The organism is Methanoregula sp., assembly GCA_026625165.1.
In the GTDB taxonomy this organism is placed as follows: Archaea; Halobacteriota; Methanomicrobia; order Methanomicrobiales; family Methanospirillaceae; genus MVRE01.
Genome location: CP112999.1, coordinates 1621128 through 1643721 on the forward strand (window position 1 = coordinate 1621128; position 22594 = coordinate 1643721).

Here is a 22594-nt window from a genome sequence, read left to right on the forward strand (position 1 = left end):
ACCTTTTCATCTGGTTCAGAAATGGACGGTTGTGACAGGATTTTATTGCGCTAGGGGGTTCGTGGTTCTTCAGGATCACCAGAACTGGAATTATGGATTTGGCACTCACAGCATCAGATTCCGGCCAGGGTTATCCGGGGGCATAAGTGAAATAAGCCCATTTCAGGCTCCGTTTCCCCTGTTTTCAGGATTCGGCAGCCAGGTTTTCGTAAAATGCAGCCATCGGTATTTTGGAACTGGTTGTTTTAGGCGTATTTTGGTTGTTTGAGGTGTGAAATTGGGATATTGGACAGCCAGAAATAGCCACGTTCTGTTTGACAAAAATGCAGGGGATGAGTATTAGGTTGTGGTGGTTTTGGATGGGAAATAAGGAAGGTTTTAAAGCGGATCGTTTTCGGATGTGTTAAAAAAATCCTAAAAAAACCGACAAGAAATACTTTTTACATATCCTGCCGGTCAGATCCCGAGATACGCTTTCTGGATGTGCTTTTCGTGCATGAGGTCTTTTGCCTTTCCCTCAAGCACAATCCTGCCGTTTTCAATGACATACCCCCGTTTGCACATGTCAAGCGCGTGGCGGACATTCTGCTCGAGAAGGAGCACCGTCATGCCCTCGTTGCCAAGCCGCTCCAGGGAACGGAACACCTGTGATACAAGGAGCGGGGAGAGTCCGGTTGAGGGTTCATCGAGAATGAGGAGTTTTGGATCTGACATCAGTGCACGGCTGATGGCAAGCATCTGCTGTTCGCCACCGGAGAGTGTGCCGGCCATCTGCTGCTGCCTGTCCTCCAAGACCGGAAAGAGATTCAAAACATGGTGAAGGCTGTCCTTCCAGCCATGACGGTCGCCCGCACCGAGCATCAGGTTCTCTAAGACCGGCATCTTTGGAAATATCTCCCGCTTTTCGGGGACAAGCGCCAGCCCTTTGCTGAAGATCTCGTAGGGTTTCATCCCGAAAATGTTCTCTTTGTTAAACCGGATCGTGCCGCGACCATTTTTATTGAGACCTGCAATCGTCTCAACGGTCGATGTCTTCCCGGAACCGTTTGGCCCGATCAGGGTCACCATCTCCCCTTCATTGACCCTGAGGCTGATGTCCCAGACGACCTGTGTGTTCCCGTGATAGATATCAAGCCCTATAATTTCCAGCACATTACACATCCTTAAAATACGTCAAGGTCGCCCAGGTATGTATCGATAACCTGCTGGTTGTTCACAACTTCTTCCGGCCTTCCCTCAGCAATTTTCTCGCCATGGTCCAGCACCACGATCCGGTCAGAAACTCCCATGATCACGCTCATGACATGTTCAATGATCAGGATCGAGGTCCCGTTCGAACGGATTTTTTTAATCAGGTTCACCGCTTCGCTGCTCTCTTTCGGGTTGAGGCCGGTTGTCAGCTCATCGAGAAGCAGAAGTTTTGGATTTGACGCAAGTGCCCGGGCAAGTTGCACCCGTTTGAGCTCGACAACGTTTAAATTCCTGTTCAATGTTCCAATTTTTTCTTTGGGAAATCCTACGAAATCAAGGACAGCAGTTGCCTGCTTTTTCCCCTCCTCCATACTTGGCATATGATTGTTGCCAAAAAGTGCACCGACCATTACGCATTCCAGTGCAGAAAGATGCGGGAATGATTCGGCGATCTGAAATGTTTTTGCAATTCCTTTTTTACATATCCGATTAGCTTTGAATCCCGTAATATCCTCCCCGCAGAATGCGACTGTGCCTGCGGTCGGAGAAGTAATGCCGGAGATGATATTAAGCAGGGTGGTCTTCCCGGCACCGTTAGGACCGACCAGCCCGACGATCTCGTCCCTTCCGACGGTAAGACTGACACCGTTTACCGCCAGAAGCCCTCCGATCTGTTTGGTAACATTATTCACGCTGAGGATGGAGATCACCGTGCTGAAAAGTGATATGGTATACGTTGGCAGGAAACATTATATAATTATGCAAAACTCCGTCGTGAATGGATACGTATTTGATTATCCGGGTACGAGTCTGGGGACGATATTAAAACTTTAAGTGTGCCATCCGCACACAGCACACCACCCGTTTTTATTTTCCATCAGGTACCAATCATATCAGGTTATTTCCGATAATTCGGGCACAGGTATTTTTTATGTCTTTGTGTCCGCAGGGGTATCAATGACAGAGATCATCCAGATGTTCGTGCTTGGTTTTCTTATCGGCCTGACCGGTGCTCTAGCCCCGGGGCCGACCCTGATTGCAACTATTAACGCAACATTACGGGGAGGGTGGACAATGGGGCCCCGGGTAACTCTTGGGCACATTGCCGTTGAGATCCTGATGGTGATCCTTATCGTCGCCGGTCTTGCTGTTCTGATTGGCAGCTATTCATGGCTCATCGCAATGATTGGGGGGATGGCACTGGTAATTTTTGGCATCCTCACTGTTGTTGAGAGCCGGCACGCCCGGATCGATCCCTCAGAATTGACTGTCTCTTCGGCAGACAGCACAACACCACGACCGTTTATTTCTGGTGTAGTCACCAGCATCTCCAACCCCTATTTCTGGCTCTGGTGGCTGACCGTGGGCAGTTCCCTCCTGATCGGGGCATATGCCGGCGGCGTCCTGAGCGCGGTTTCCTTCATCCTCGGCCACTGGGGTGCAGACCTTAGCTGGTTTACCCTTGTCTCTGCAAGTATCCACAAAGGGCGGTTTTTTCTGGGCGAAAGGGAATACCGGTGGACCCTTGCCATCTGCGGGGTATTTCTAATCCTCTTTGGCGGGTATTACCTCACAACAATCTGAACAAGTAATTCATCCTGCATTTGATCATGACACTGCAGGAGGGGAGGTTTTTGATGTGACAGGAATGAGAATTTTTAATTTACACATCATCCGGGATGATTGGTTCTCCGGCCAGCCGAAAATATCAGGAAAATCAGATCTGGCTGATTTTCTCATAGAAATGCTGCAGTTCAAAAATTATTGGTGCAATCAAAAAGATTGCACAGGCAATTGGCAGAAGGCTCAAAACCAAAAAAATTCAGCCTTGTTCTTGCAATCGTGGTCATTTTTATGACAATCATTAAATATCGTATCCCATCATAATCGTATATGAAGAGCTATGAGCAGGGAGAAGATTCGCGTCCCACAGAAGGTATATGATGAGCTGGTCGCCCTCCAGCGTGAAATCCATTTCACTCTCGATCACAACGACACCATCAAGAAGGCTGAAGACCGGGGTTATCTCGCAGCAGCTGATTGGATCCGGCGCAATGAAAACGCATACAAGGTAGGCTTCTCATGGGGTTTTGAACCGGCGCCCGAAGAACCGCGGGGCACGCTCCGGGATATTCCTCCACGCCAGGAACCATCCCCCCAGAGGACATTCAGACCCCGTGGTTCTGATACTCTCACAAAGGGAAAAAGGGAGCCCGAGGGCATCGTTGCAAGGATCAGCAACTGGCTTGGCAGATATTTCTAATCTCCTGATACGCCCCCTTTTTTATTCTTTGAGTAATGCCTGCGCAAGGCATGATGTTGTTACCGTATCTGGGGGGGATAAAAAAAATTGTCTCTTCTTTTCGTACCACACAAAAATTGATACTTCTCCCTGCCCTACACTAGTGCAATGGGTTGCTGCAGGGAGTGCATCAGTTATAAACCAAAAACCAGCGATGAAGGAGATTGCCGGATCAACGGAGATGTACCGGCAGACCGTGACAGCGACCGCTGCCCGTCAAGGACATTTGTCAAAAAGCCATCGAAATGACCCCCGTCCGGAATTGACACAATGCCACGCGAACTCTCGGAACAGGACATTGGAATTTTAAAAAAACTTGCCCCGGAATGTGGGGACCTCACCTGTTCAGGGTCTGGTCACCGGTTCCATTCGATCCTGCCACCTGTCTCAAACCATTTTGCTGTTGATAAAAGTGATTTTGCGGAGAGGATCAGCCGGCTCTCCGATGAGGAACTGCGTTATATCGCAGACCTGATCATCAGGGGCGAGGAAAGTGTCGGGTGCCTGCCCGAAGAGGACCTCGAATCCCTGCTTGCATTGATCACGGAGCGGTTCTCAAAAAATGAGACGACCCAAGTAATTGAAGCGTTTGCCTCGTTTGGGGTATGCGAACGATCCTGGGAAGGTTAGCCGCATGACCGAAACACCTGCGTCTGTAAAGGATCTGCACGACCGCCGTGCAACTGTAAGGGCTGCTGCTGTAAAAGCGCTGGGAGTATCCGGGGGAGCCGGAGCAATACCGGTGCTTATAGAAGCACTTGCCGATGAGCATGCGCATGTGCGTACCGAAGCTGCACGTGCACTTGGAAAGACCGGGGACGCGGAAGCGGGACCCTCTCTTATCCGGCTCCTCTGCGATCGGGAGACAGTAGTCCGGCTTTCCGCGATGGTAGCACTCGGGAAGATCAAAGACCGGTCAGCAGTTGAACCCCTGATTGGCTGCCTCCATGACCGGGATATGCAGGTACGGGTCGGGGCGATAGAGACACTGGCAGCACTCGGGGACATCCGGGCAATAACGCCGCTCCGGTTGTTGCTTTCAGACAAATTCTCTGATGTCCGTGAATCCGCACAGCGTGCAATCGCAAAAATATCAAAAGGGTAAGGTGCCGGTTATTTCAGCCGTGATCACTGCCCGGAACCTGACGAAATCCTATGGGAATGTTATGGCAGTGGACGGCGTCAGCTTCTCAGTTACGAGGGGGGAGATCTTCGGGTTTTTGGGCCCCAACGGCGCGGGCAAGACCACGACCATGAAGATGATCCAATGCGTCTCACCCCGCTCTGGAGGCATGCTCAGCGTCTTTGACCTTGATCCCGATGAACACCCGGCTGATATCAAACGCCGGCTCGGGGTTGTCCCGCAAGAGACAAATCTCGACCCGGACTTCACATGCGAGGGCAACCTGCTCACCTATGCCCGGTACTTCGATATCCCTGCGGATACCGCACGGAAGCGGGTAGACGAACTCCTTGCATTTGTCCAGCTCGATGAGAAGCGCAATGTTGCGATCGAGAAGTTGTCCGGGGGGATGAAACGCCGGTTGATCCTTGCCCGAGCACTGGTAAACAACCCGGAGCTTTTGATTCTTGATGAGCCAACGATCGGGCTTGACCCGCAGGCGCGTCACCTTGTCTGGGAGCGCCTGAAAATGCTGCAGGCTCAGGGATGCACGATCGTGCTCACGACGCATTATCTCGATGAAGCCGCACGGCTCTGTGACCGGCTCGTGATCATGGACAACGGAAAGATCCTCGTAGAGGGAGCCCCTGCCAACCTTGTCCGCCAGTACGCAGGTGAAGAGATTGTCGAGGTGGAGAAGAGCGACCGCGTCCTCTCGTACTTAAAGGACCGCAACACACCCTTCGAGGAAGCGGGAGACATGGTGCTGGTTCCGACGGGATCGGCCCAGGAACTTGCCCGGATCCTCTTCGACCGTTGCCAGCCGAAGAAGATCCTTACCCGCCCCGCGACGCTCGAGGACGTATTTTTGAAACTGACCGGCAGGAGGCTCCGGGATTAGATGACTATAAAGCTCCTCTCTGTTCCCCCAGTGTCGCGGAGGTGCTGGTTCGTCTGGCGCAGGAACCTCGTCGTCTTTTTAAAGACATGGCGGGTCAACTTTTTCCCGCCATTCATCGAGGCATTCCTCTACCTGACCGCGATCGGGCTTGGCATCGGCACCTATGTCCAGCAGATCGATGGCATCCCGTACGTCAGCTTCATCGCCCCTGCCATTCTCGCAATTGCAGTGATGAACTCCGCGTTCTTCGAGTGCACGTACGGTTCTTACGTAAGAATGTACTACATGAAGACCTTCGATGCGATGATCGCGACCCCGCTCTCGATTGAGGACGTGATCGCAGGTGAACTCCTCTGGGGTGCGACCCGGAGCACGATGTACGTGGCTATCATGCTGCCGGTGCTCGGGGCATTTGGGGTGATCTCGCTCCCGCTCTCCCTGCTCGCCATCCCGCTCGCGTTCTTTGGCGGGCTCCTCTTTGCCGGGATCGCGATGTGTTTCACGGCAGTCGTCCCCAGCATCGATACGTTGAACTACCCCTCGTTCCTGTTCATCACTCCGATGATGCTCTTTTCCGGCACGTTTTTTCCGCTCACGATCCTCCCTGCCTTCCTCCAGTATATCGCGGTTGCAGTACTCCCGCTCACCCACCTTGTCGCAGTCATGAGGATGCTGACGCTACCGGCATTGTCATGGACAGGTGTGCTGAACCTTGCGTGGATGGCCGCAGCCGGCTCTATCGTCTGTCTCGTTTCCATCAACCTGATGCGGAGAAGGTTGATCGTGTGATGAGGATATGCCATCCTTTTATCTGAGGATGAATTCAGCAGAATGGGAAATAGCGAACCGTTACTTTCCCGGCTGCTCACCGCTTTCCCCGGCCGGATCACGCTCCGGATTGTTCCGGTAATAACGGATATAAGCCGCACAGAACACGACCCCGTCCACCGTCATCCAGGACACAAAGAAGACAAAACCGGAAGATTTCTGAATAGAGAGGGGAATACTGCCGTTATCTGCCAGATGCCATGCCAGAATAAAAAGGGCATTCATAAAGACTGCAATACTGATGAATAAATTTCCTTCAGACCAGGCCCTGCGGGCATCATCCCGGACCTTCGATATCAGAAGTTCCGGTGAACCGTCAACTGAGTACCCGAACCGGGTCCTGTAATAATCTGCCATCGCTACGATGAAAATCAGGATGAAAAAACCGGCAACCGTGATGCCGGTAAGAACATCGTTTCCTGCAAGACTATGCATGACCCCGGGACTTGCAAGGACCGCCACCAGTACCAGAAATAAGCCCACACCGATCGACCATAATACCTGCCTTTCATCTTTTTTCCCGTATGCCATGGCACCCGGTGAATTTTTCAGCTTCATGTAGGCGAAGGCCAGGACAGCATTCACAGTCCCCCAGAGAATGCCCAGTACATCAGGCAGCCGGGTATCTGCTGTATGGCTGATCCGCTCCATAAAGAGGAAAATGCATAGGATCATGACGATGTTGAAAACGATGAACCCGTAGACGATCAGCCTGACACCCGGTGTCTCTTTCTTTGACGGATCCCCGGCCTGGTCCGGGGGGATCAGGCACCACCGGCCATACCGTATCCGAAGGGAACAGAGAAATGATCCAAGGGCGATCGCCATCCCCATGAACAGGAGATAGAGCCGGGTCTCATCAGGAAGCGGCCGGCCCTGCATGAAATCGCTCCCTACAAGGGAGAGATAGGCTATCATAATCCCTATACCTGCTCCGAAAGGCAGGATCTCAGCGGCGATCTCCATTCCGGGAGTCAGTTCAGGGCGTTCAGGCATTTTGGCAGCTTGGTACAGCAATCATTTGCGCTATTATGCCATGAATTTTATTTATCATGCTGAATCTGAAGCATCAAAGGAGAAGAAGGTACCCCACGGGAGGACGTGAGCGGGGGCGCCACCCTGAGCAGAGCTGCCCGCCCGCGCAGTCATTCCCGGCCTCCTCGTGTTCCGAGCCGAAGGTGAGAACAGGAAACCATCAGGCTTCGAGCGTCGCACTGGGCGGGAGCTATCGTAGACAGATCATTTTTTTTATTCCAGAGACAAAAGGCGGATACAGGGGTTCCCATGAAAATGACGATTGAAACCTTCAATGCATGCTATTCCGGTCAGCCGATCTGCCCGCCGCGAGACCCGTCGAGGCGTCGCGCTGGGCGGGTGCCATTGCGGAGATCAATTTTTTTGGCAGGTTAGCAGAGATGCATTTTCATAGTCCGGGTGTGAACCTGAAAGATTCATGTCTGTTTCTACAAAGCCAAAATTTTTGTTCCTCATTCAGAATTCAGTAGTCTGCAGGCCATATCTTCAATCCTTCGTACGAATGAGGTAGAGCACGTATAACTTCTCATCCTCAACGGCCTGCTCGCGGATGACTGTCGCGGAGTACCCGTGGGCAAGGGCAAGCCCGATGATCGCATCCAGCCCGGTCAGCGATGAGACCAGGAGCAGGATCCTGCCTCCCGGTGCAAGCACTTGCCCGGTATTCTCAAGGAATCGCCCGATCACGTCCCTGCCGCTTTCCCCGCCGTCCAGCGCATATTCGAGCCAGTCATCGATCCGTTCGTCAGGCCGCGTGGGAAGGTACGGCGGGTTGAAGACCACAAGGTCGAAAGTGCCCTTTAGACCGGAGAAAAGGTCTGTCCGTACCACTTCGATTCCTGTACCGTGAGCGTAAACCAGTGCATGGGGATTGATATCCGTGGCAATGACCGAAGCTGCGGTCTTTGCGAGAGTGGCTGCGATGATCCCGCTCCCTGTACCGACTTCCAGCACACGATCGATCGGGCGGACTTCGCGTTGTGCAGCAGAAAGAAGGAGATGCGTGTCGTCTGAAGGTGTATAGACCTGGGCGGGATTACCGGACATTGTTGGTGCAATATTTTGCAACCGGTCAAGAAAAAATATCGCCTCCGTCTGCCGGAACAAACTGGTCGGCAGCAACCGGAGTATATGATAAATCATGAAATATTGGGTAAAAGGGCACCATGTGTTTTGTATGTCCGCCTTTTTTTTATCTCGTGGACTCTCTTCCCCTTTTTTTATCCTGCTTTTGTGTCCCCCAGCTCATCACCACAGCAAGTACCAGTGCGGCAAAGACAAGGATTGCCCCGAGCAGGAACACCTCCTGAAATCCGATCACCAGCTGATTAGCTGGGACACTGGCTGGTACAACACCTTTGGCACTGCTGGTCCCAAACACAATCCGCAGTACAGCAGACCCGAAGATGGCAACACCGAGTGCTGAACTGAAGTGACGGATCGTCATCATCACGCTGGAAGAGAGCCCTTTTTCGTTCCCGCTGCCTGCAGAAAGGATCTGGTTCGTGTTCGGTGAGGAATACAGGCCAATGGCTATCCCCTCAAGTGCAAGAGCGGCAATGATAAACGGGAACGCTGTTGCCGCATCGAACATACTGAACATGACAAACGTCGCAAGAGCGATGGTGAGGGCGATAGTTGTGAGAATCCGCGGGCTGTACCGGTCCGACAGGGAACCGGCAACCGGCCCGGTGACCATCAGGGTAACGGCCGGGACTGCAAGCAGTATACCGGTGACAGCGGGGGATAATCCCTGCACATTTTCAAAAAAGAACGGGAATAAAAACTCGGCGCCGTTGATAACAAGCGTCAAGAGAAATGCAATAAGATTTCCCGCAAGGAACGCCCGGTTTTTAAAAATCCGCATATTGATGATTGGGTGCCTGCAGTAATGCTGGCGGACAAAAAACAGGAAGAAAAAAACGAGTGAAACCGTAAAAGTTCCAATAATGGCCGGGGATGTCCAGCCCAGCACGAGCCCGCGGTTAACAGGAAAAAGAAACATAAGCAGGGCAAAAAAGATGAGGACTGCCCCCGCAAGGTCAAATTCTGCAGGCACAGCCGTGGGGATATCTGAGGGAAGGAGCGAGAGTGAGATAAAAAGTACCAAAATTCCGACTGGCACATTGACGAAGAAGATTAAATTCCAGTTCGCGTATTCGGTGATAAAACCCCCGAGGAGAGGTCCGATTGCAACCCCCACCGAGACAATGGTCGTCATAATCCCAAGAGCCCAGCCCCGTTTCCGTGCAGGAAGATGCTCAGCGATCATCGCGGGCCCGATGGCATACAGGGCGGCAGCCCCGATTCCCTGAAGCGCCCGGAAACATATCAACTGTCCGAAGGTTGCCGAGATCCCACAGAGCACTGATCCGGTGATAAAGATTATACACCCTGCGGAAAATACGTACCGGAACCCCTTGATATCCCCGAGTTTTCCTGCAATGGTGAGTGAACTTATCAGGATAAGAAGATAGACCATGATCACCCATGAGACAAGACCCATGTCGATGCCAAATGATTGGGCGATGCTGGGGAGGGCGATATTGACAATCGTGGCATCAATGGAGACCATGAATGCACCGAGCGATACAATCAACAGGACCGCATGTTGCTGCCGTGCTGTTGGCGGGTGCAGGGGATCCATGTACATGGAGGTATATATCACAGACTATTTGAAAGGTGACGGAACGTAATACAACAGGGCGGGTGTAATGCCAAGGTTATTAATGGCGCTCTGGCACACAGAAATTCGCAGGATGCAATCCGTACAAACTGTCGGAATTCAAGATATTGGTGATACAATCCATGTATTTCTGTTGAAATTTGCCGTATCAAAACCGGTTGAAATAAAAAATCAGAATGTAACCAGATTTTTTTCCAGGATCTACATTTACTCAACAATAATTCTCTTGGATCTGGATAAATACCAGATAATGTTCTTTTATTGCCGATAATCTCGGCATTAAGTCCCAAATATTGCTGGTTCACCCTCTGATTATTTCATCGTATTTTTACGCCTTGTTCCAGTACGCCCCTGCCACAGGCAATACTGCTAATATACACCCGCCGGCAGTTTATCCCGATGTAAAATCTGTTCCCTCATAGATCCCGCATACCATATCCCTCGCCCCTGAATCATCTCTGGCACGCCCTTGTGCATACCAAAGAGCATCTATTCAGGTGAGCAATGTGGGATGGAGCAAGGGATCTTTTGTGGTCGTTCACAGTGAGAAAACAACAATTTTTAAAATTGGTACTTGGTACTTTATTCCGAAAACCTTTTTCATTTATTTCCTAAGGATTACTTATGCAGTCGATAGATGGGTATATCGAGTATACGCGTCGGGAATATTGTAATGATGTGAAATGCCCGATACAATTGCTCTTGAATAAAGAAGTCGAAAAATCTCCTAAACATGAAGAAATCCGGGCGATTTGTGCATCCAATTGTCTCCATAGCACCCATGAATTTCACCACTGGTTAACAGGGAAGGGATACCTCGTCGTCAGACCGGAGCACAAATAACCCGAGTTTTTATACAGGTGTGTATCATTAATTCTCGTGAAGTGTCCCCATGGTAAATGCACATCTTGATATTGGAATCCAGAGCCGGATGAACCGGATAATCAATCCGAAAGATAATCGGGTAGTGATGCTTGCGATAGATCATCCCTATTTCCAGGGACCGACAACGGGGCTGCGCAACATGAGCAACACAATAAAAACACTCCTTCCCTATTGCGATTGCCTGATGACGACACGCGGGGCAGTGCGGAGCAATATTGCGCCCGAAGATGCCGGGTCAAAGCCCATCATGTTACGTGTTACAGGGGGAAACAGCGTTTTATTCGAAGAGTTAAGCGATGAAAAGCTCACGGTTACGATTAAAGAAGCCATCCGGATGGATGCGGCCGGTATCGCGGTCAGTGTGTTTATCGGCTCTGCCAACCAGCAACAGACGATTCTCAATCTCACCGACATGATCAATCACGCCGACGAATACGGAATTCCCGTGTTGGCAGTAACAGCTGTCGGGAAAAACATGGCGAGGGATTTGCGCTATTTAGCGCTTGCCTCCCGTATCTGTCAGGATGCCGGGGCCCGGATTATCAAGACCTATTATTGTGAGGAATTTTCCAAACTGGTTGACTGGGTTTCTCCAACTGCTGTCGTAGTTGCGGGAGGTAAGTATACCAGTCCTCCTGACGCTCTCCAGATGGCCTACAACTCTGTCAAGGCTGGTGCTGTGGGAGTTGATTTCGGACGAAATATTTTCCAGGATGACAATCCTATCGGCATGATCAAAGGAATTCGTGCAATTGTCCATGAAAATCATACGGTAAAGGAAGCCCTGGATATCTACAATGCAAATTTACCCGGTGCATGCAAGCTTGACTGAATTTTTTTATCTCTTATAAATTTACTTTCCATTCGTGAACACAATGAAAGCAGCGGTCTATCATAAGAACAGTGACATTCGCACCGAAGATGTTGAAGATCCAATAGTCGGGCCGGGAGAAATCAAAGTCAGAATCATGGCATGCGGAGTGTGCGGGTCAGATGTCATGGAATGGTACCGGATCAAGCGTGCGGGAAGGCCCGGCGGTATCGGGGCGTTCGGGCACGAATGCACAGGAATCATTGCAGAAACCGGTCCCGGCGCAGACCCGAAATGGAGAGTGGGAGACCGGGTCGCATTCACCCATCATGTACCATGTAACACGTGTAATGCATGCATACGCGGGCATACAACCGCATGTGACACACTGCAAAAAACAAAATTCAAGAATGCGTACGGGGCGTTTGCAGAATATGTGGTGCTGCCCGAGATCAACGTGGACCGGGGTATGCTACGCCTTCCCGAATCGGTTTCTTTTGATGCGGGAACATTTGTTGAACCCCTTGGATGTGTGTTGCGTGGGCAAGAACGGGCCCCGGTCTCGGATGGCCGGTCGGTTTTGATCATTGGTGCGGGGATCACCGGATTGTTGCATCTCAAGGCAGCCCGTCTGAATGGTGCGGGATTTATCGCTGTCTCCAACCCGAGTCCTGAACGATTGGGGGTCGCCCGGAAATTCGGTGCCGATGCAACCATTTCCGCCACAGAAGATGTTCCCGGAAGGTTTAAAGAATTAAATGGTGGGCTTGGAGCGGACACCGTCATTATGACCGCACCGGTTCCCGTCTGTGTGAAACAGTCGCTTGACGCAGTCGGACCCGGGGGTACGATCTTGTTTTTTGCCCCCACAAATCCTGAAATACAGTCCGAAATCAACCTCTGGAACCTGTGGCAGAAAGAGATTACGATTACCCATTCATATGCTGCCGATTTCCATAATCTGAGAACGGCCCTGAAATTGATTCAGCATAAAAGAATCAATGTGACCGACATGATAACCCATGTGTTTCCATTACGAGAAACGGTTCAAGGTTTTCTCCTAACTGCCCGGCACCGGGACGGGAGCCTGAAAGTTATTATTCATCCACAGGAATAACATTTTTTCCTGATGTTTTTGCCCGGAATATTTCACAGAATTTATTACCCCCCATGGCTGAAATGAGCTGAGAGATATGGCCAAGTTCGACTGTAACTGGTGCGGGAAATGCTGCCAGAGCTTTGGGGAGTTCATAAAAATTGAAAGCCAGCTCACGGAGAGGGATTACTATTGCCGGTACGGGATCTCCAATGAACTGTTTCTTGTTCATACGCAACCAGAATTTGCGGATGAGATAGCCGAAGACTTTGAGGAGACGGGCGGGAAAGATCCGAACCGCAAGGGATGTTTCTTCAGCAGGAAGAATCCCGAAGGCAAGGGGTTTGCGTGTGCAGTTTATCCCACCCGCCCCACCATCTGCAGGGATTTCCAGTGTTATCGCATGCTGATCCATCATCATGCATCCGGTGAGATCCGTGGAAGGGTCATCGGTATCAATGAGCTCAGGACACATGACGAAGCCCTTGTCTCCATCTGGTCAGAAAAGATAGCACATTTACCTCATCCTATACAAACAAAGCACGATCAGGTCCAGCATACTCACGGCCCTGGTGGACATAACATACACGGGCATGATTCCCATATCCTTGCCCATCTCCAGGATATTCACCATACCGATGATCACGAATGGCTCAATAACGTGATCACGATCCTTGGAGCTCACGGGTATCGCGGGGATCCTGTGGAAGACTAAAAACCTTTTTTTCACGCAAAACACGTGATTTTTTCCCTTCCCGCTCACCGATCCCTGACTGATGGATACACTATTTCCCGGTCTACTCAAGGTTTGCAATTGAAGCAAAATCCTCGAGATACAGTTCTTCCGGCCTGCTTGCAAGGATCTCTTTGGGCAGTATTTCAATAGCCCGATTCACCCATGCAGGATCGAGCATTCCGCCGGAACCCTTCAGGCAGTTCCTGACGGTCTTTCTCCGGTGGGAAAAAAGGGCTCGCACGACATCCGCGTAGCGCCTGTTGTCATTGATATAAAAGATCGGGGGGCGGGGAACAATCTTTACCACCGTAGAATGCACCTGTGGTTTGGGCGAGAAACAGTTGGGCGGGAGCGTGAAGCACTTCTGTGCGGTCGCATAGGTCTGTACCATAATCGAGAGCCTGCCACAATCCTTGGTGCCTGCCGGTGCAACCATCCGTTTTGCAAACTCCATCTGGTACATCAGCACTGCAACCTCGAATCCTTTCTCAAGCAGCCGGAACGTGATCTTCGATGAGATCGAGTACGGGAGGTTTGAAACAACGATTGAAAAAGGGGGAAGGTCACACCGCGACGCATCCCCGTGCATCACGGTAAGTCTGCCATGAGCGATCGCTTCGGAGAACCGGTCATTAAGACCGTCGCAAAGGTCCCTGTCCAGCTCTACCGCATGGACGATTGCCCCGCGATCGAGCAGTGCCTGTGTAAGTGCGCCGTTGCCGGGTCCCACCTCCAGCACTTCGCGGTCCTGGACGTCAGTTACGCTTGCGATACGTCCGACTGCCTGCGGGTCGATAAGGAAATGCTGGTCACAATATGCCTTCATCTCGTAGTAAAGACGTGATACTTCACGTCCTTGTTCTGAAGCTCTTCAAGGATGCGGGCAATAATCATCTTCTCAGGGTGTGGGATCGACTTGATGCGGGTCGAAATGTCCAGAAAATTCTCAAATGGTTTCCGGCTGCGGGTATCTAAGATCTCCCACATCAGTTTTTTACCAATGCCGGGGAGCAGGTGGAGCATGTGCATCTTGGGGGTGATAGGAACTGCGGTGTTGAAGAACTGTACAAAATCATGCTCCCGCTCCTTGACAATTTTTTCGATGATAAAGGGCAGTTCACCGCGGGCAGTCTGGGTCAGCTCTTCGTACCCGATCCTGCGCTTGACCCGCTCGATCTTCTGCCGCTCACCATCACCGATATACAGTTTCTCGTAGAGTTCGATCGGGATACCTTGCTTGGGGACGAGTTCGAGCAGTTTGAACTGTTCAAGCCCCATCGCCTGGACGAGAGGCTCGCGTTTGAACGGGGGGCGGGGGTCGTCAGGATGCCCTTTTGCAAGAACATCGAGTACTATGCAGTTGACCTCCTTCTTCTCAACCTTCATGGCTCCACCTCAGAAATGGGATGAAACAATCTCGAGGATAGAATCGAGTTCTTCTGGAACGAGTGAAAAGCGTTCCTTGGCATAGATCGCGCGCAGTTCGTCCCGGGTCCTGGGCATGATATTTGCTATACGGAACGCGATCTCAGGCTTCATCTTCTCCATTTTCAGGAGTTGTTCCACAAGCGCCACTGATTTTTCCGGAGGTGTCTTTGCGACCTGATTAGCATGCTCTATACTGCGGCGAAACTCGTAGGACATCTCCTTTTCTTCAGCAAGCCGCTGCGCTTCTACGCCCCGCAGGACTTCACGAACCTGAGGGAGCGTGACCTTCTCTTCGCTAATAACACCTTTAACTTTCATGCCAGTCACCTGATAATGGATTTACCGTTGTGCTTTTAGATGTTGTGGTCTTGCGATCACGATCTTTTCGGCGTTGCCGTCAGCGATTGCAAGCATCCAGGCGCGTCCCCGCTGCCCGACAACGGTTCCTGTCTTCCCGTGGAACCTGCGGTGGGGCATGCCCTTCTGGATGGAGGGTTCACAAACGATGTGGACTTTCTCACCGATTTCGAACTTCTGGATGACGGAAGTGACGGGGGGTAGCCCGCGCTTTCTCAATTCTTTCTTGAACTTATACCGTGTCTTTTTTCGCGGTCCGTTATGGTGTGCCATGGTTATTCACTCACTTTTTTTCTCCTCGACCAGCACTACATCGAGGCTGGTTACTCGGGCGGAGAGGCCCAGAACCTCCGACAGGCTCGGTTGCGTCCTCCCGTTGTCCCCTGATATCAGTTCCTTGATGTAGAGTCCGGCTTCTCCCGTCACTTCGACGGTAAACCTGCCGTCTTCCGCACCGGTGCATTCGATAGCAAGGACCCTGCGTTCGCGGATTTTATCAGCACGCCGATGTGCGACCCTTTCCGGTGTGCGCTGGCGTATTATGGCGCCGGATAAGGATTTTACGGCTTTTGCGAACTCGTCAGGTGAGGGTGCACCCTCAACCCCGACTATGATCCTGTATTTTTTATGCGCCTTGTTCGATTTAAGGGTTTCCACCTCATTACGTTCGGTCCAGCGGACAAGTTCCACGGTGATGCGTCCTTGTGCACTCCGGTTGATTGCCTCTTCAACCGAGGGGAGATCCCCCTTCCGTCGCTTTGGTGAGACCACTTCGAGGATGAACGGCCTTCCTGTGCCGATCATACGGGCATCGATGTCCTCGCGCCCCGCTCCATGGAGCACCGCATTCTGCGCACAAAACAGGTCAATTACCGGCCGCCCGATCAGTTCCTCGACCGAGTCCTGGTATTGTTTGCCGGTGAAATTGCACTTTTCGCACCCGGCACCCCGGCAGTGACGGCAATCCCAGTGGGTCTGGGGGATGCCACGCTCATATTTCTGGTACCTGCCATAGAAAAAGACCGGGTTGATCTGCAGGTCAACCATATCATGGCCAAGGTCAAGGAGTGCAACAATGTCGGGTTTTTTGAAGTCCACGTTTTTTCCGGTGATCGCCGATACAGCTTTTCCTACTTCACGGTTCACCTCGGACTTGAATGGTTCAGGGTCGGCTAGTGAAAGGTCGCTCCACACCATCTCCTCGCTCTCGGAGATAAGCGGAGGAACTCGACACCCGATAAGAAACGTCGCATACTCGATCCCCTTCATTTCGTCAACAACACGGTCCGCCCATACAGGAACTGTATCAAAGAAGCTACCACAGACCCAGCATGATCCGGTGAACGGTTCGTATGCGAGGTTGTTGGCAATCGCATGCGAGATCCGGAGCGCCATGCCCCGCTCATCATTGGTCAGGCCATGCCCCCGCTTCCCAAAGAACCTGCCCAGACAATGATCGCAGCAGTCTCCATAGGAAAGTATCTTTTCAACAACACCCGTTATTTCCATCCGCCTACCCTCCGGTCGAGTTCATTGAGCAAAATGACGATTGCCGACTCAGCGTGCAGTATCGTGGGACCTACGGAAAACCTGGGGCACCCGGCTATGAGCGCGTCATCATCCATAGAAAAACTCATATGATCGGAAAGCAGGAATGCGTCCGGCAGACGACCACACGTCCGGATGTCGGCCCCCTGCTCATCCAGCACACCGAAACTGTGTTCCTGCAGCAACCGTTCAAGGCCTCCCTTTCGCACAGCCACTCCTGCAGATGATTCACGGAACTCTGAACCGCACGGGATCTCCAGCGCCTTTTTGATCAGCGAAGCCGGGCTGCGTTCATCAGGATTCAGGGAACGGACACTATCCCCGGAAAATTTTACTGTCTTTGGCGGGACTGGCGGGCCAAGCAGTACAAGGGAACACTCCACGTCCTGCCGAATATTATGGGACAGGAAGAGCGATGCATTCACGCACCGGCAGAGTACGTCCATCCTGCCCCCGCCCGATGGCAGATCATTGAGGCTGAACGCTCCGTCAGTGCGGGCAGTGTGCCCGACAACAGCAAAAAAAGTCATCTCACTGCATTCCCGAAAAACGCTTCATTAAGCGCTGCATATTAAATTTGCCGCCGGCACCACGAAGCCCTTTGATGGTCCGCTGCATCAGCTTATAGTACTTGAGGAGCTCCCGAACCTCATCCGGCTTTGCTCCCGCACCATGGGCGATACGCTGCATACGTGAGCTGTTGATGAGCGCAGGGTCATCGAGCTCGGTGCTCGTCATCGAGTCCATGATGATACGGTACCGGACCATCTTGGTGCTGGTGACATCGTACACACCTTCGGGGAGCTCCATATTGCCCAGCGGCAGCATGTTCATAATCTGCTTGAGCGGACCCATCTTGTTAAGCGCTTCGAGCTGCTTGTACATGTCCCGGAGGGTGAACTTGCCCTTCATCATTGCTTTGACATCCACGTCATCTGCCCGCATCGCCTCTTCGGCCTTTTCTGCGAGAGCCCGCAGGTCGCCCATGCCCAGCAGCCGGGATATAAAGCCGTCCGGGTCAAACCGCTCGAGGTCTTCGATTGTCTCTCCCTGACCGATAAAAGCAATCCCGCTTTTCGTCTCTGCCACTGCTGACATGGCCCCACCACCCTTGGCAGTACCATCCATCTTGGTGATGATGACGCCGTCAATATCGATTGCTTCGTGGAACCGGCGTGCCTGCTCACTCGCCTGCTGTCCGAGCGCTGCATCGATCACAAGCCACCGGTGTGTCGCCTGTGTCATCTGGTTCAGCTCGATGATCTCCTGGATCAGGTTCGCTTCAAGAGCATGCCTGCCCTGCGTGTCAACGATGATGACTTCCAGTTCCTTAAATGCGGCCAGTCCCTGCCGGGTAATTGCACGTGCATCTTTCTCCTGCGGGTTGCCAAAGCAGGGCACATTAATCTTTGCACAGAGAGTTGCGAGCTGGTCGTATGCACCGGGCCGGAACGTGTCTGCACATATGACACCCACCTTAAGCCCCTTTTTCTGGAAGTACCGGGCGAGCTTGGCGGTTGTGGTCGTCTTTCCGCTGCCCTGAAGTCCTGCCATCAGGATCGTCTGGGGTTCAAGTTTCACATCGGTAGATGCCCAGATGAGCCGGACAAGCTCCTGGTATACGATGCGCAACACATGCTCGCGAACCCCAATTGCTTTTAGCGGGGGCTCATCCAGTGAACGGGTGCGGATCGCTCTTGAAAGCTCCATGACCAGCTTTACGTTCACGTCCGCAGAAAGGAGCGCTCTCTGCAGGTCTTTGACCAGTTCGTCGACCGCTGCTCGGTCTACAACAGTCTTTCCTGCCAGCTTCTTGATGGCGTCTTTTAATGAACTGGAGAGAATGTCAAGCATTACACATCACCCAGCAGTTCCTCGACCATCCCTTCAGGAGAGAATGTCACGATATCATCATATGCCTGCCCGGTGCCCAGAAACATGAGCGGTTTTCCAATGGTGTGGGCGATCGAGATCGCTGCACCACCACGGGAATCCATGTCAGCCTTGGTGAGCACAACGGCATCCGCCCCCACAGTCCGGTCAAACTCATATGCCCTCACCACTGCATCGTTTCCTGCGACGGCTTCATCCACATAGACCACAAGATCGGGCTTCATCACCCGTCGGATCTTATCAAGCTGGCTCATCAGGTTCGACTTGGTGTGAAATCTACCTGCCGTATCAGCGAGCACAACATCGATCTTGTGCGACGCAGCATACTGGACAGCATCAAAGAGCACAGCCGAGGGATCGGCACCCTGCTGGTGCTGGATGATCTTGATGCCGATCCGTTCGGAATGGACCTCGATCTGCTCGATCGCACCGGCACGGTACGTATCTCCCGCTCCGATTACAACCGAAAAACCCTTCTGTTTTAAAAAAAAGCCGATCTTCGCGACGGTTGTTGTCTTGCCCGTGCCATTAACACCGGTGAATAGTATCTTGACCGGGCGCTCGTGGGTCCTGATATATTTTTCAAGGTCAAATCCTTTGCCCAGCACGTTGAGCAGTGCCGCTTTTAATGTTCCGACCACAAGAGAATCCACTGACTGCCCGATACGCCGGTGTTTGCCGATGAGGTCTTTTTTTACATGGGTGATGACCGCATCGGTGACAGGAAGCGCCACATCACTTTCCAAGAGCGTGATCTCAAGTTCATCGAGTGCACCGGCGAGCTCTTTTTCTGTGATGATCAGCTCGCGGTCGATAATGAAGGTCCGGACTTTATTGACAAAAGTAGGATCTGAGGGGGAGTTGGGCTGACCGGGCAGGCCCAAAAAAGCAGCCGGTTGCGGAGAGGGATCCCTGTTTTTATCCGAACCGTCCGCAACAGCAGTCTGGATACTCCCGGCAAGCCTCGCACGTGCAGCCTGCAATCGTTCGCGAAGCCCCCCGAACATGCACGCCGTCCTGCCTATTCGTCCTGTTCGCCCAAAGCAGCTGGCTGTGCCATCCGTTCAGACTGGACCGTCTGCTGGTATCCCTGTTCGAGCCGTTTTGCGATCTCGTTCATCTGGGACCGGAGCCGGTTGAGTGCCTCAGCCACTTTCTTTTCCGAGGCTTCCATCTCAGTGACACGGTCTTTTAAAAATTCAACCGTGTCCTTATTCGTCCTTTCTACGATAACATCAGCCCCGATATTAAGAAGGATTGTATCAGGATCCGGCACCTTTACCCGAACACTCGCACCTCCGCCGATCTGGAGCAGCACCGTGCCATCCTCAGCACCGGCTATACCCTGGAGCGCTTCAACTGCGGTAAGCGCCTCCATCCTCCCGTTCTCCATAAGTTCCAGTTGGCCTGCAAAAATTTCCGCCTGCTGGCCGTACTCCTTAAGGTAATGCTCGAGAGTCAGCAGTTCCCGCTGATCCATCTGTTCCACTTTATACACCCTTAATCAGGGTTACGCCATCGATTTTGATATACCTTCGCTTAAGGTTGTGTTTGCTGCCGATAACCGCAAACGTGCGCTCCTGTGCCTGCTTCTCATTGGGCGCCAAGATCACCTTTGTATACGGTTTCCAGTCTTCGCCCATCATAAACGTGCCTTTAACTTCATACTGCTTGTCTTCCATGAAAACTCACTCCAAAATTCCAATTTTTTCTCATTTATTCGATAAAGCCAAATACATCCTCAATCCTGCCAAGTTCAAACCCGCTTGTCTGGGCACCCGCAAGGTACCCCCGGGTGTTCACGAGAAGGCCGGTGCCGATAAGCCCGGAACCCATGTTGATGGTCCCGGTACCGATAGGGATCCCGCAGAATACCTCGAGGCGTGCAATCTCCTGCTCAGTTGACCGGGGGAGCACGATCACGCCCTTGTTGGTGGCTGCGCCTGCCATCCCGACAGTCTTGACTCCTCCAAGGGATTTCTGCAGCACTTCAACCCCGAGGAACTCCCCGATCTCCTGTGCCATCTCCGTCTCCATTTCCGGGTGGATTATTGCAATTTTGTCATTTGCCAGGATCACGTTGCCGGCGGCATTCATCGTGCCGGTCAGGAGCATGACCTCGCGGTAATCGGAAAGTGCCGCGATCTCTTCTGGTGTCGCAAGCCCGCTTACGACGAAACCCCTGCTATTGCCTGCAAGAAGCGATCCGATAATGGTACTTCCCTGTACGAGCGTCTCGACCAGATCGACATTGAGTGCAGCGCGGACTGCCTCTTTAAACTCCCCTGGAGCTTCCGGCGGGACGATTGCGATATCGTCAAAAACACGGCAGAATACACCGATATTCGGGTCGCCGGCGAATGTAGATGTCCTTTCCATATCCTTACGATTCCTCAGCGAGCTCGGCCTGGACCTGCCCGTCTTCCATCTTCATGGCGCGGATACGGATCTTTGTGGGTGGCTTGGTGCTCCCCCGCTCCCAGACCTTCTCGTTGATACCTTTATCGAGCTTGACATCCTCGCTCTTCATATGCTTTGCGAGGTATTTCCTGATGTCCTTGATCGCGGCATTGCTGCGCTTCCACCGCGGTGCCCTGCGGGCGTCCCTTAAGGGAATGATATAGATATGCTCCTGCAACTTCTCTGCCATTGCTTACACCTTTAAAGTGCTTTTACGCCAGTTGCGCCTTTTTGGATGCGCAACAACCGTGCGCTTTGTTCTGACCATAACCCACTGGGGCACGCGCCGGTTCTGGTCGCATGCCTTTGCAAGACGAATTTTTCTTCCTTTACTCAGTTTGCTCATATCGGTCACCTGTTAATTACTACCTGCCTTTTTCCCCACGACCAGGGACTGGTCATGGCGGGGTGGAAACAGCGCTGCGGGATCAATGCCCCTGTTCTGGCATGCTTCCCGGATCTCTGCTTCATAGTCCCCGTTCTCGATTGTCCCCGTTTCACCATACCGGACAACAAGAAAACGCCCGACAAGCCGGTCAATTTCGGGTTTTGTGTACCCCAAGAGAGGGCGGACGTACGAACATTTCATTCGGCCCTCGAGGCTCTGCACCTCCGACTGTGTCAGCATCGGTACGCGGTCATTAAACCTTGTACCGTCAGCAACGATTTTGTACTCGCTGCAGAGAGATTCAACAGCGGTGCGGTGAACAGCATTGATCGCATCGTTGGGAAACCCACGCTGTATCACCAGATCCACCGCCTCGTTCAATAATCCTTCACGAAATATTCTTTTTTTTATAGGATAACCCAGTGCTTTTGCCGCAGCCTCAATGGACGGGATGGCTCGGGCGGAATCGAAAACGAACGTGTTGAGTTCGATCTCATAATACGTACCCAGCATCAGTGATGCAAGGGAACTGTCCTTTCCACCGCTATATAGTACTCCCGCTCTCATTATTTGCGCGTTATTGAGTAATCCCTCTTGGCCGGTGCAAGCTGCCGGAGTAACTCCTTAAGCTGTGCATCGGTGATCTTCTGGCGAAGCCTGCCGTTCTGGGCGAGCATGACCAGCTGCTGCTCGACCGCACCGGCAAAATCCGGCTTGGTCAGCCGGATGGTGTTCAGGCGCTCCCGTGCATCCGGTTCCAGGATCTGCATGAGCACCATCTGTAACTGGGCTTTCTGTCGCTGCTGACGTTCGAGCTCCTCCTGCATACCCTGCTGGTCTGCTGACTGCTGCTGCAGTTGCGCCATCCTCCTCTTCCGGATTTCAGCCAGCTCGTCGTCTCCCATACACGATCACGTCACTCTTTC

General features: G+C 52.3%; 31 protein-coding genes. 11 read left to right on the plus strand and 20 right to left on the minus strand.

From position 1 onward, the window contains the following. Positions 1-456: 456 nt before the first annotated feature. Together OS112_08445 and OS112_08450 are read right to left on the minus strand one after the other, a co-directional pair. A complete protein-coding gene (locus OS112_08445) occupies positions 457-1152 on the minus strand; it encodes an ABC transporter ATP-binding protein (GenBank protein WAC04485.1) in 696 nt (231 codons plus the stop codon). An 11-nt stretch (positions 1153-1163) separates the two neighbouring features. Next, positions 1164-1883, minus strand: coding sequence for an ABC transporter ATP-binding protein (locus OS112_08450; protein ID WAC04486.1), 720 nt, complete (start codon positions 1881-1883; stop codon positions 1164-1166). Positions 1884-2148: 265 nt separating this feature from the next. On the opposite strand from OS112_08450, the gene OS112_08455 reads away from it, so the two are divergent. From OS112_08455 to OS112_08490, 8 genes are all read left to right on the plus strand, one after another. Further along, positions 2149-2775 carry a LysE family transporter gene (locus OS112_08455; protein ID WAC04487.1) on the plus strand — a complete coding sequence of 209 codons (627 nt, stop codon included), beginning with the start codon at positions 2149-2151 and terminating at the stop codon, positions 2773-2775. Continuing rightward, the gene (locus OS112_08460; GenBank protein WAC04488.1) at positions 2747-3049 is read left to right on the plus strand and encodes a hypothetical protein; all 303 of its coding nucleotides are present in this window, start codon (positions 2747-2749) and stop codon (positions 3047-3049) included. The genes OS112_08455 and OS112_08460 overlap by 29 nt, the downstream gene beginning before the upstream one ends. 45 nt (positions 3050-3094) lie before the next feature. Next, positions 3095-3454: a hypothetical protein gene (locus OS112_08465; GenBank protein ID WAC04489.1), complete on the plus strand. Its 360-nt coding sequence runs from the start codon at positions 3095-3097 to the stop codon at positions 3452-3454. A 147-nt stretch (positions 3455-3601) separates the two neighbouring features. Beyond that, the gene (locus OS112_08470; GenBank protein ID WAC04490.1) at positions 3602-3742 is read left to right on the plus strand and encodes a hypothetical protein; all 141 of its coding nucleotides are present in this window, start codon (positions 3602-3604) and stop codon (positions 3740-3742) included. Between the two features lie 21 nt (positions 3743-3763). Further along, the gene (locus OS112_08475) at positions 3764-4123 is read left to right on the plus strand and encodes a hypothetical protein (GenBank protein WAC04491.1); all 360 of its coding nucleotides are present in this window, start codon (positions 3764-3766) and stop codon (positions 4121-4123) included. Between the two features lie 4 nt (positions 4124-4127). Next, positions 4128-4598 carry a HEAT repeat domain-containing protein gene (locus OS112_08480; GenBank protein WAC04492.1) on the plus strand — a complete coding sequence of 157 codons (471 nt, stop codon included), beginning with the start codon at positions 4128-4130 and terminating at the stop codon, positions 4596-4598. A 10-nt stretch (positions 4599-4608) separates the two neighbouring features. Next, complete coding sequence (locus OS112_08485) at positions 4609-5517, plus strand: ABC transporter ATP-binding protein (protein ID WAC06161.1); 909 nt, start codon at positions 4609-4611, stop codon at positions 5515-5517. After that, positions 5518-6306, plus strand: coding sequence for an ABC transporter permease (locus tag OS112_08490; protein ID WAC04493.1), 789 nt, complete (start codon positions 5518-5520; stop codon positions 6304-6306). A 60-nt stretch (positions 6307-6366) separates the two neighbouring features. Here the strand turns inward: OS112_08490 and OS112_08495 are convergent, their stop codons facing one another. The 3 genes from OS112_08495 to OS112_08505 form a co-directional block, all read right to left on the minus strand. Further along, positions 6367-7341, minus strand: coding sequence for a hypothetical protein (locus OS112_08495; GenBank protein ID WAC04494.1), 975 nt, complete (start codon positions 7339-7341; stop codon positions 6367-6369). 525 nt (positions 7342-7866) lie between these two features. Next, complete coding sequence (locus OS112_08500; GenBank protein ID WAC04495.1) at positions 7867-8427, minus strand: class I SAM-dependent methyltransferase; 561 nt, start codon at positions 8425-8427, stop codon at positions 7867-7869. 145 nt (positions 8428-8572) lie between these two features. Further along, positions 8573-10033 (minus strand): MFS transporter, encoded by a 1461-nt coding sequence (locus OS112_08505; protein ID WAC04496.1) that lies wholly within the window; start codon positions 10031-10033, stop codon positions 8573-8575. A gap of 925 nt (positions 10034-10958) precedes the next feature. On the opposite strand from OS112_08505, the gene lsrF reads away from it, so the two are divergent. From lsrF to OS112_08520, 3 genes are all read left to right on the plus strand, one after another. Next, positions 10959-11783 (plus strand): 3-hydroxy-5-phosphonooxypentane-2,4-dione thiolase, encoded by an 825-nt coding sequence (lsrF, locus tag OS112_08510; protein WAC04497.1) that lies wholly within the window; start codon positions 10959-10961, stop codon positions 11781-11783. Positions 11784-11826: 43 nt separating this feature from the next. Beyond that, complete coding sequence (locus OS112_08515) at positions 11827-12879, plus strand: alcohol dehydrogenase catalytic domain-containing protein (GenBank protein ID WAC06162.1); 1053 nt, start codon at positions 11827-11829, stop codon at positions 12877-12879. Positions 12880-12955: 76 nt separating this feature from the next. Then, positions 12956-13573 (plus strand): YkgJ family cysteine cluster protein, encoded by a 618-nt coding sequence (locus OS112_08520; GenBank protein WAC04498.1) that lies wholly within the window; start codon positions 12956-12958, stop codon positions 13571-13573. Between the two features lie 82 nt (positions 13574-13655). On the opposite strand, the gene rsmA is transcribed toward OS112_08520, so the two are convergent. Genes rsmA through OS112_08595 form a run of 15 tightly spaced genes read right to left on the minus strand, consistent with a single transcriptional unit; the run spans position 13656 to position 22573 of the window. Continuing rightward, positions 13656-14420, minus strand: a complete 765-nt coding sequence (rsmA, locus tag OS112_08525) for a 16S rRNA (adenine(1518)-N(6)/adenine(1519)-N(6))-dimethyltransferase RsmA (GenBank protein ID WAC04499.1) — start codon at positions 14418-14420, stop codon at positions 13656-13658. Continuing rightward, positions 14417-14980: a DUF655 domain-containing protein gene (locus OS112_08530; protein WAC04500.1), complete on the minus strand. Its 564-nt coding sequence runs from the start codon at positions 14978-14980 to the stop codon at positions 14417-14419. Before OS112_08530 ends, rsmA begins: the two co-directional genes overlap by 4 nt. A 9-nt stretch (positions 14981-14989) precedes the next feature. Then, positions 14990-15340, minus strand: a complete 351-nt coding sequence (locus OS112_08535; GenBank protein WAC04501.1) for an RNA polymerase Rpb4 family protein — start codon at positions 15338-15340, stop codon at positions 14990-14992. Positions 15341-15361: 21 nt separating this feature from the next. Next, complete coding sequence (locus OS112_08540; protein WAC04502.1) at positions 15362-15652, minus strand: 50S ribosomal protein L21e; 291 nt, start codon at positions 15650-15652, stop codon at positions 15362-15364. 6 nt (positions 15653-15658) lie between these two features. Then, positions 15659-16888, minus strand: coding sequence for a tRNA pseudouridine(54/55) synthase Pus10 (locus OS112_08545; protein WAC04503.1), 1230 nt, complete (start codon positions 16886-16888; stop codon positions 15659-15661). After that, on the minus strand, positions 16879-17457 hold the full coding sequence (gene trmY / locus OS112_08550) for a tRNA (pseudouridine(54)-N(1))-methyltransferase TrmY (GenBank protein WAC04504.1): 579 nt from the start codon (positions 17455-17457) through the stop codon (positions 16879-16881). Before trmY ends, OS112_08545 begins: the two co-directional genes overlap by 10 nt. A 1-nt stretch (position 17458) precedes the next feature. Beyond that, complete coding sequence (locus tag OS112_08555) at positions 17459-18781, minus strand: signal recognition particle protein Srp54 (GenBank protein WAC04505.1); 1323 nt, start codon at positions 18779-18781, stop codon at positions 17459-17461. Continuing rightward, positions 18781-19827: a signal recognition particle-docking protein FtsY gene (gene ftsY / locus OS112_08560; protein ID WAC04506.1), complete on the minus strand. Its 1047-nt coding sequence runs from the start codon at positions 19825-19827 to the stop codon at positions 18781-18783. The genes OS112_08555 and ftsY overlap by 1 nt, the downstream gene beginning before the upstream one ends. Before the next feature lie 14 nt (positions 19828-19841). Then, entirely contained in the window at positions 19842-20300 is a 459-nt protein-coding gene (gene pfdA, locus OS112_08565; protein ID WAC06163.1) for a prefoldin subunit alpha, read from the minus strand. A 10-nt stretch (positions 20301-20310) separates the two neighbouring features. Continuing rightward, positions 20311-20502: a 50S ribosomal protein L18Ae gene (rpl18a, locus tag OS112_08570; protein WAC04507.1), complete on the minus strand. Its 192-nt coding sequence runs from the start codon at positions 20500-20502 to the stop codon at positions 20311-20313. Between the two features lie 34 nt (positions 20503-20536). Then, the gene (locus OS112_08575) at positions 20537-21199 is read right to left on the minus strand and encodes a translation initiation factor IF-6 (protein ID WAC04508.1); all 663 of its coding nucleotides are present in this window, start codon (positions 21197-21199) and stop codon (positions 20537-20539) included. Positions 21200-21203: 4 nt separating this feature from the next. Then, positions 21204-21470: a 50S ribosomal protein L31e gene (locus tag OS112_08580; protein WAC04509.1), complete on the minus strand. Its 267-nt coding sequence runs from the start codon at positions 21468-21470 to the stop codon at positions 21204-21206. 3 nt (positions 21471-21473) lie between these two features. Then, a complete protein-coding gene (locus OS112_08585; protein ID WAC04510.1) occupies positions 21474-21626 on the minus strand; it encodes a 50S ribosomal protein L39e in 153 nt (50 codons plus the stop codon). A 12-nt stretch (positions 21627-21638) separates the two neighbouring features. Continuing rightward, a complete protein-coding gene (locus tag OS112_08590; GenBank protein WAC04511.1) occupies positions 21639-22235 on the minus strand; it encodes an alpha hydrolase in 597 nt (198 codons plus the stop codon). Further along, positions 22235-22573 carry a DNA-binding protein gene (locus OS112_08595; GenBank protein WAC04512.1) on the minus strand — a complete coding sequence of 113 codons (339 nt, stop codon included), beginning with the start codon at positions 22571-22573 and terminating at the stop codon, positions 22235-22237. The genes OS112_08590 and OS112_08595 overlap by 1 nt, the downstream gene beginning before the upstream one ends. Between the last annotated feature and the right edge of the window lie 21 nt (positions 22574-22594).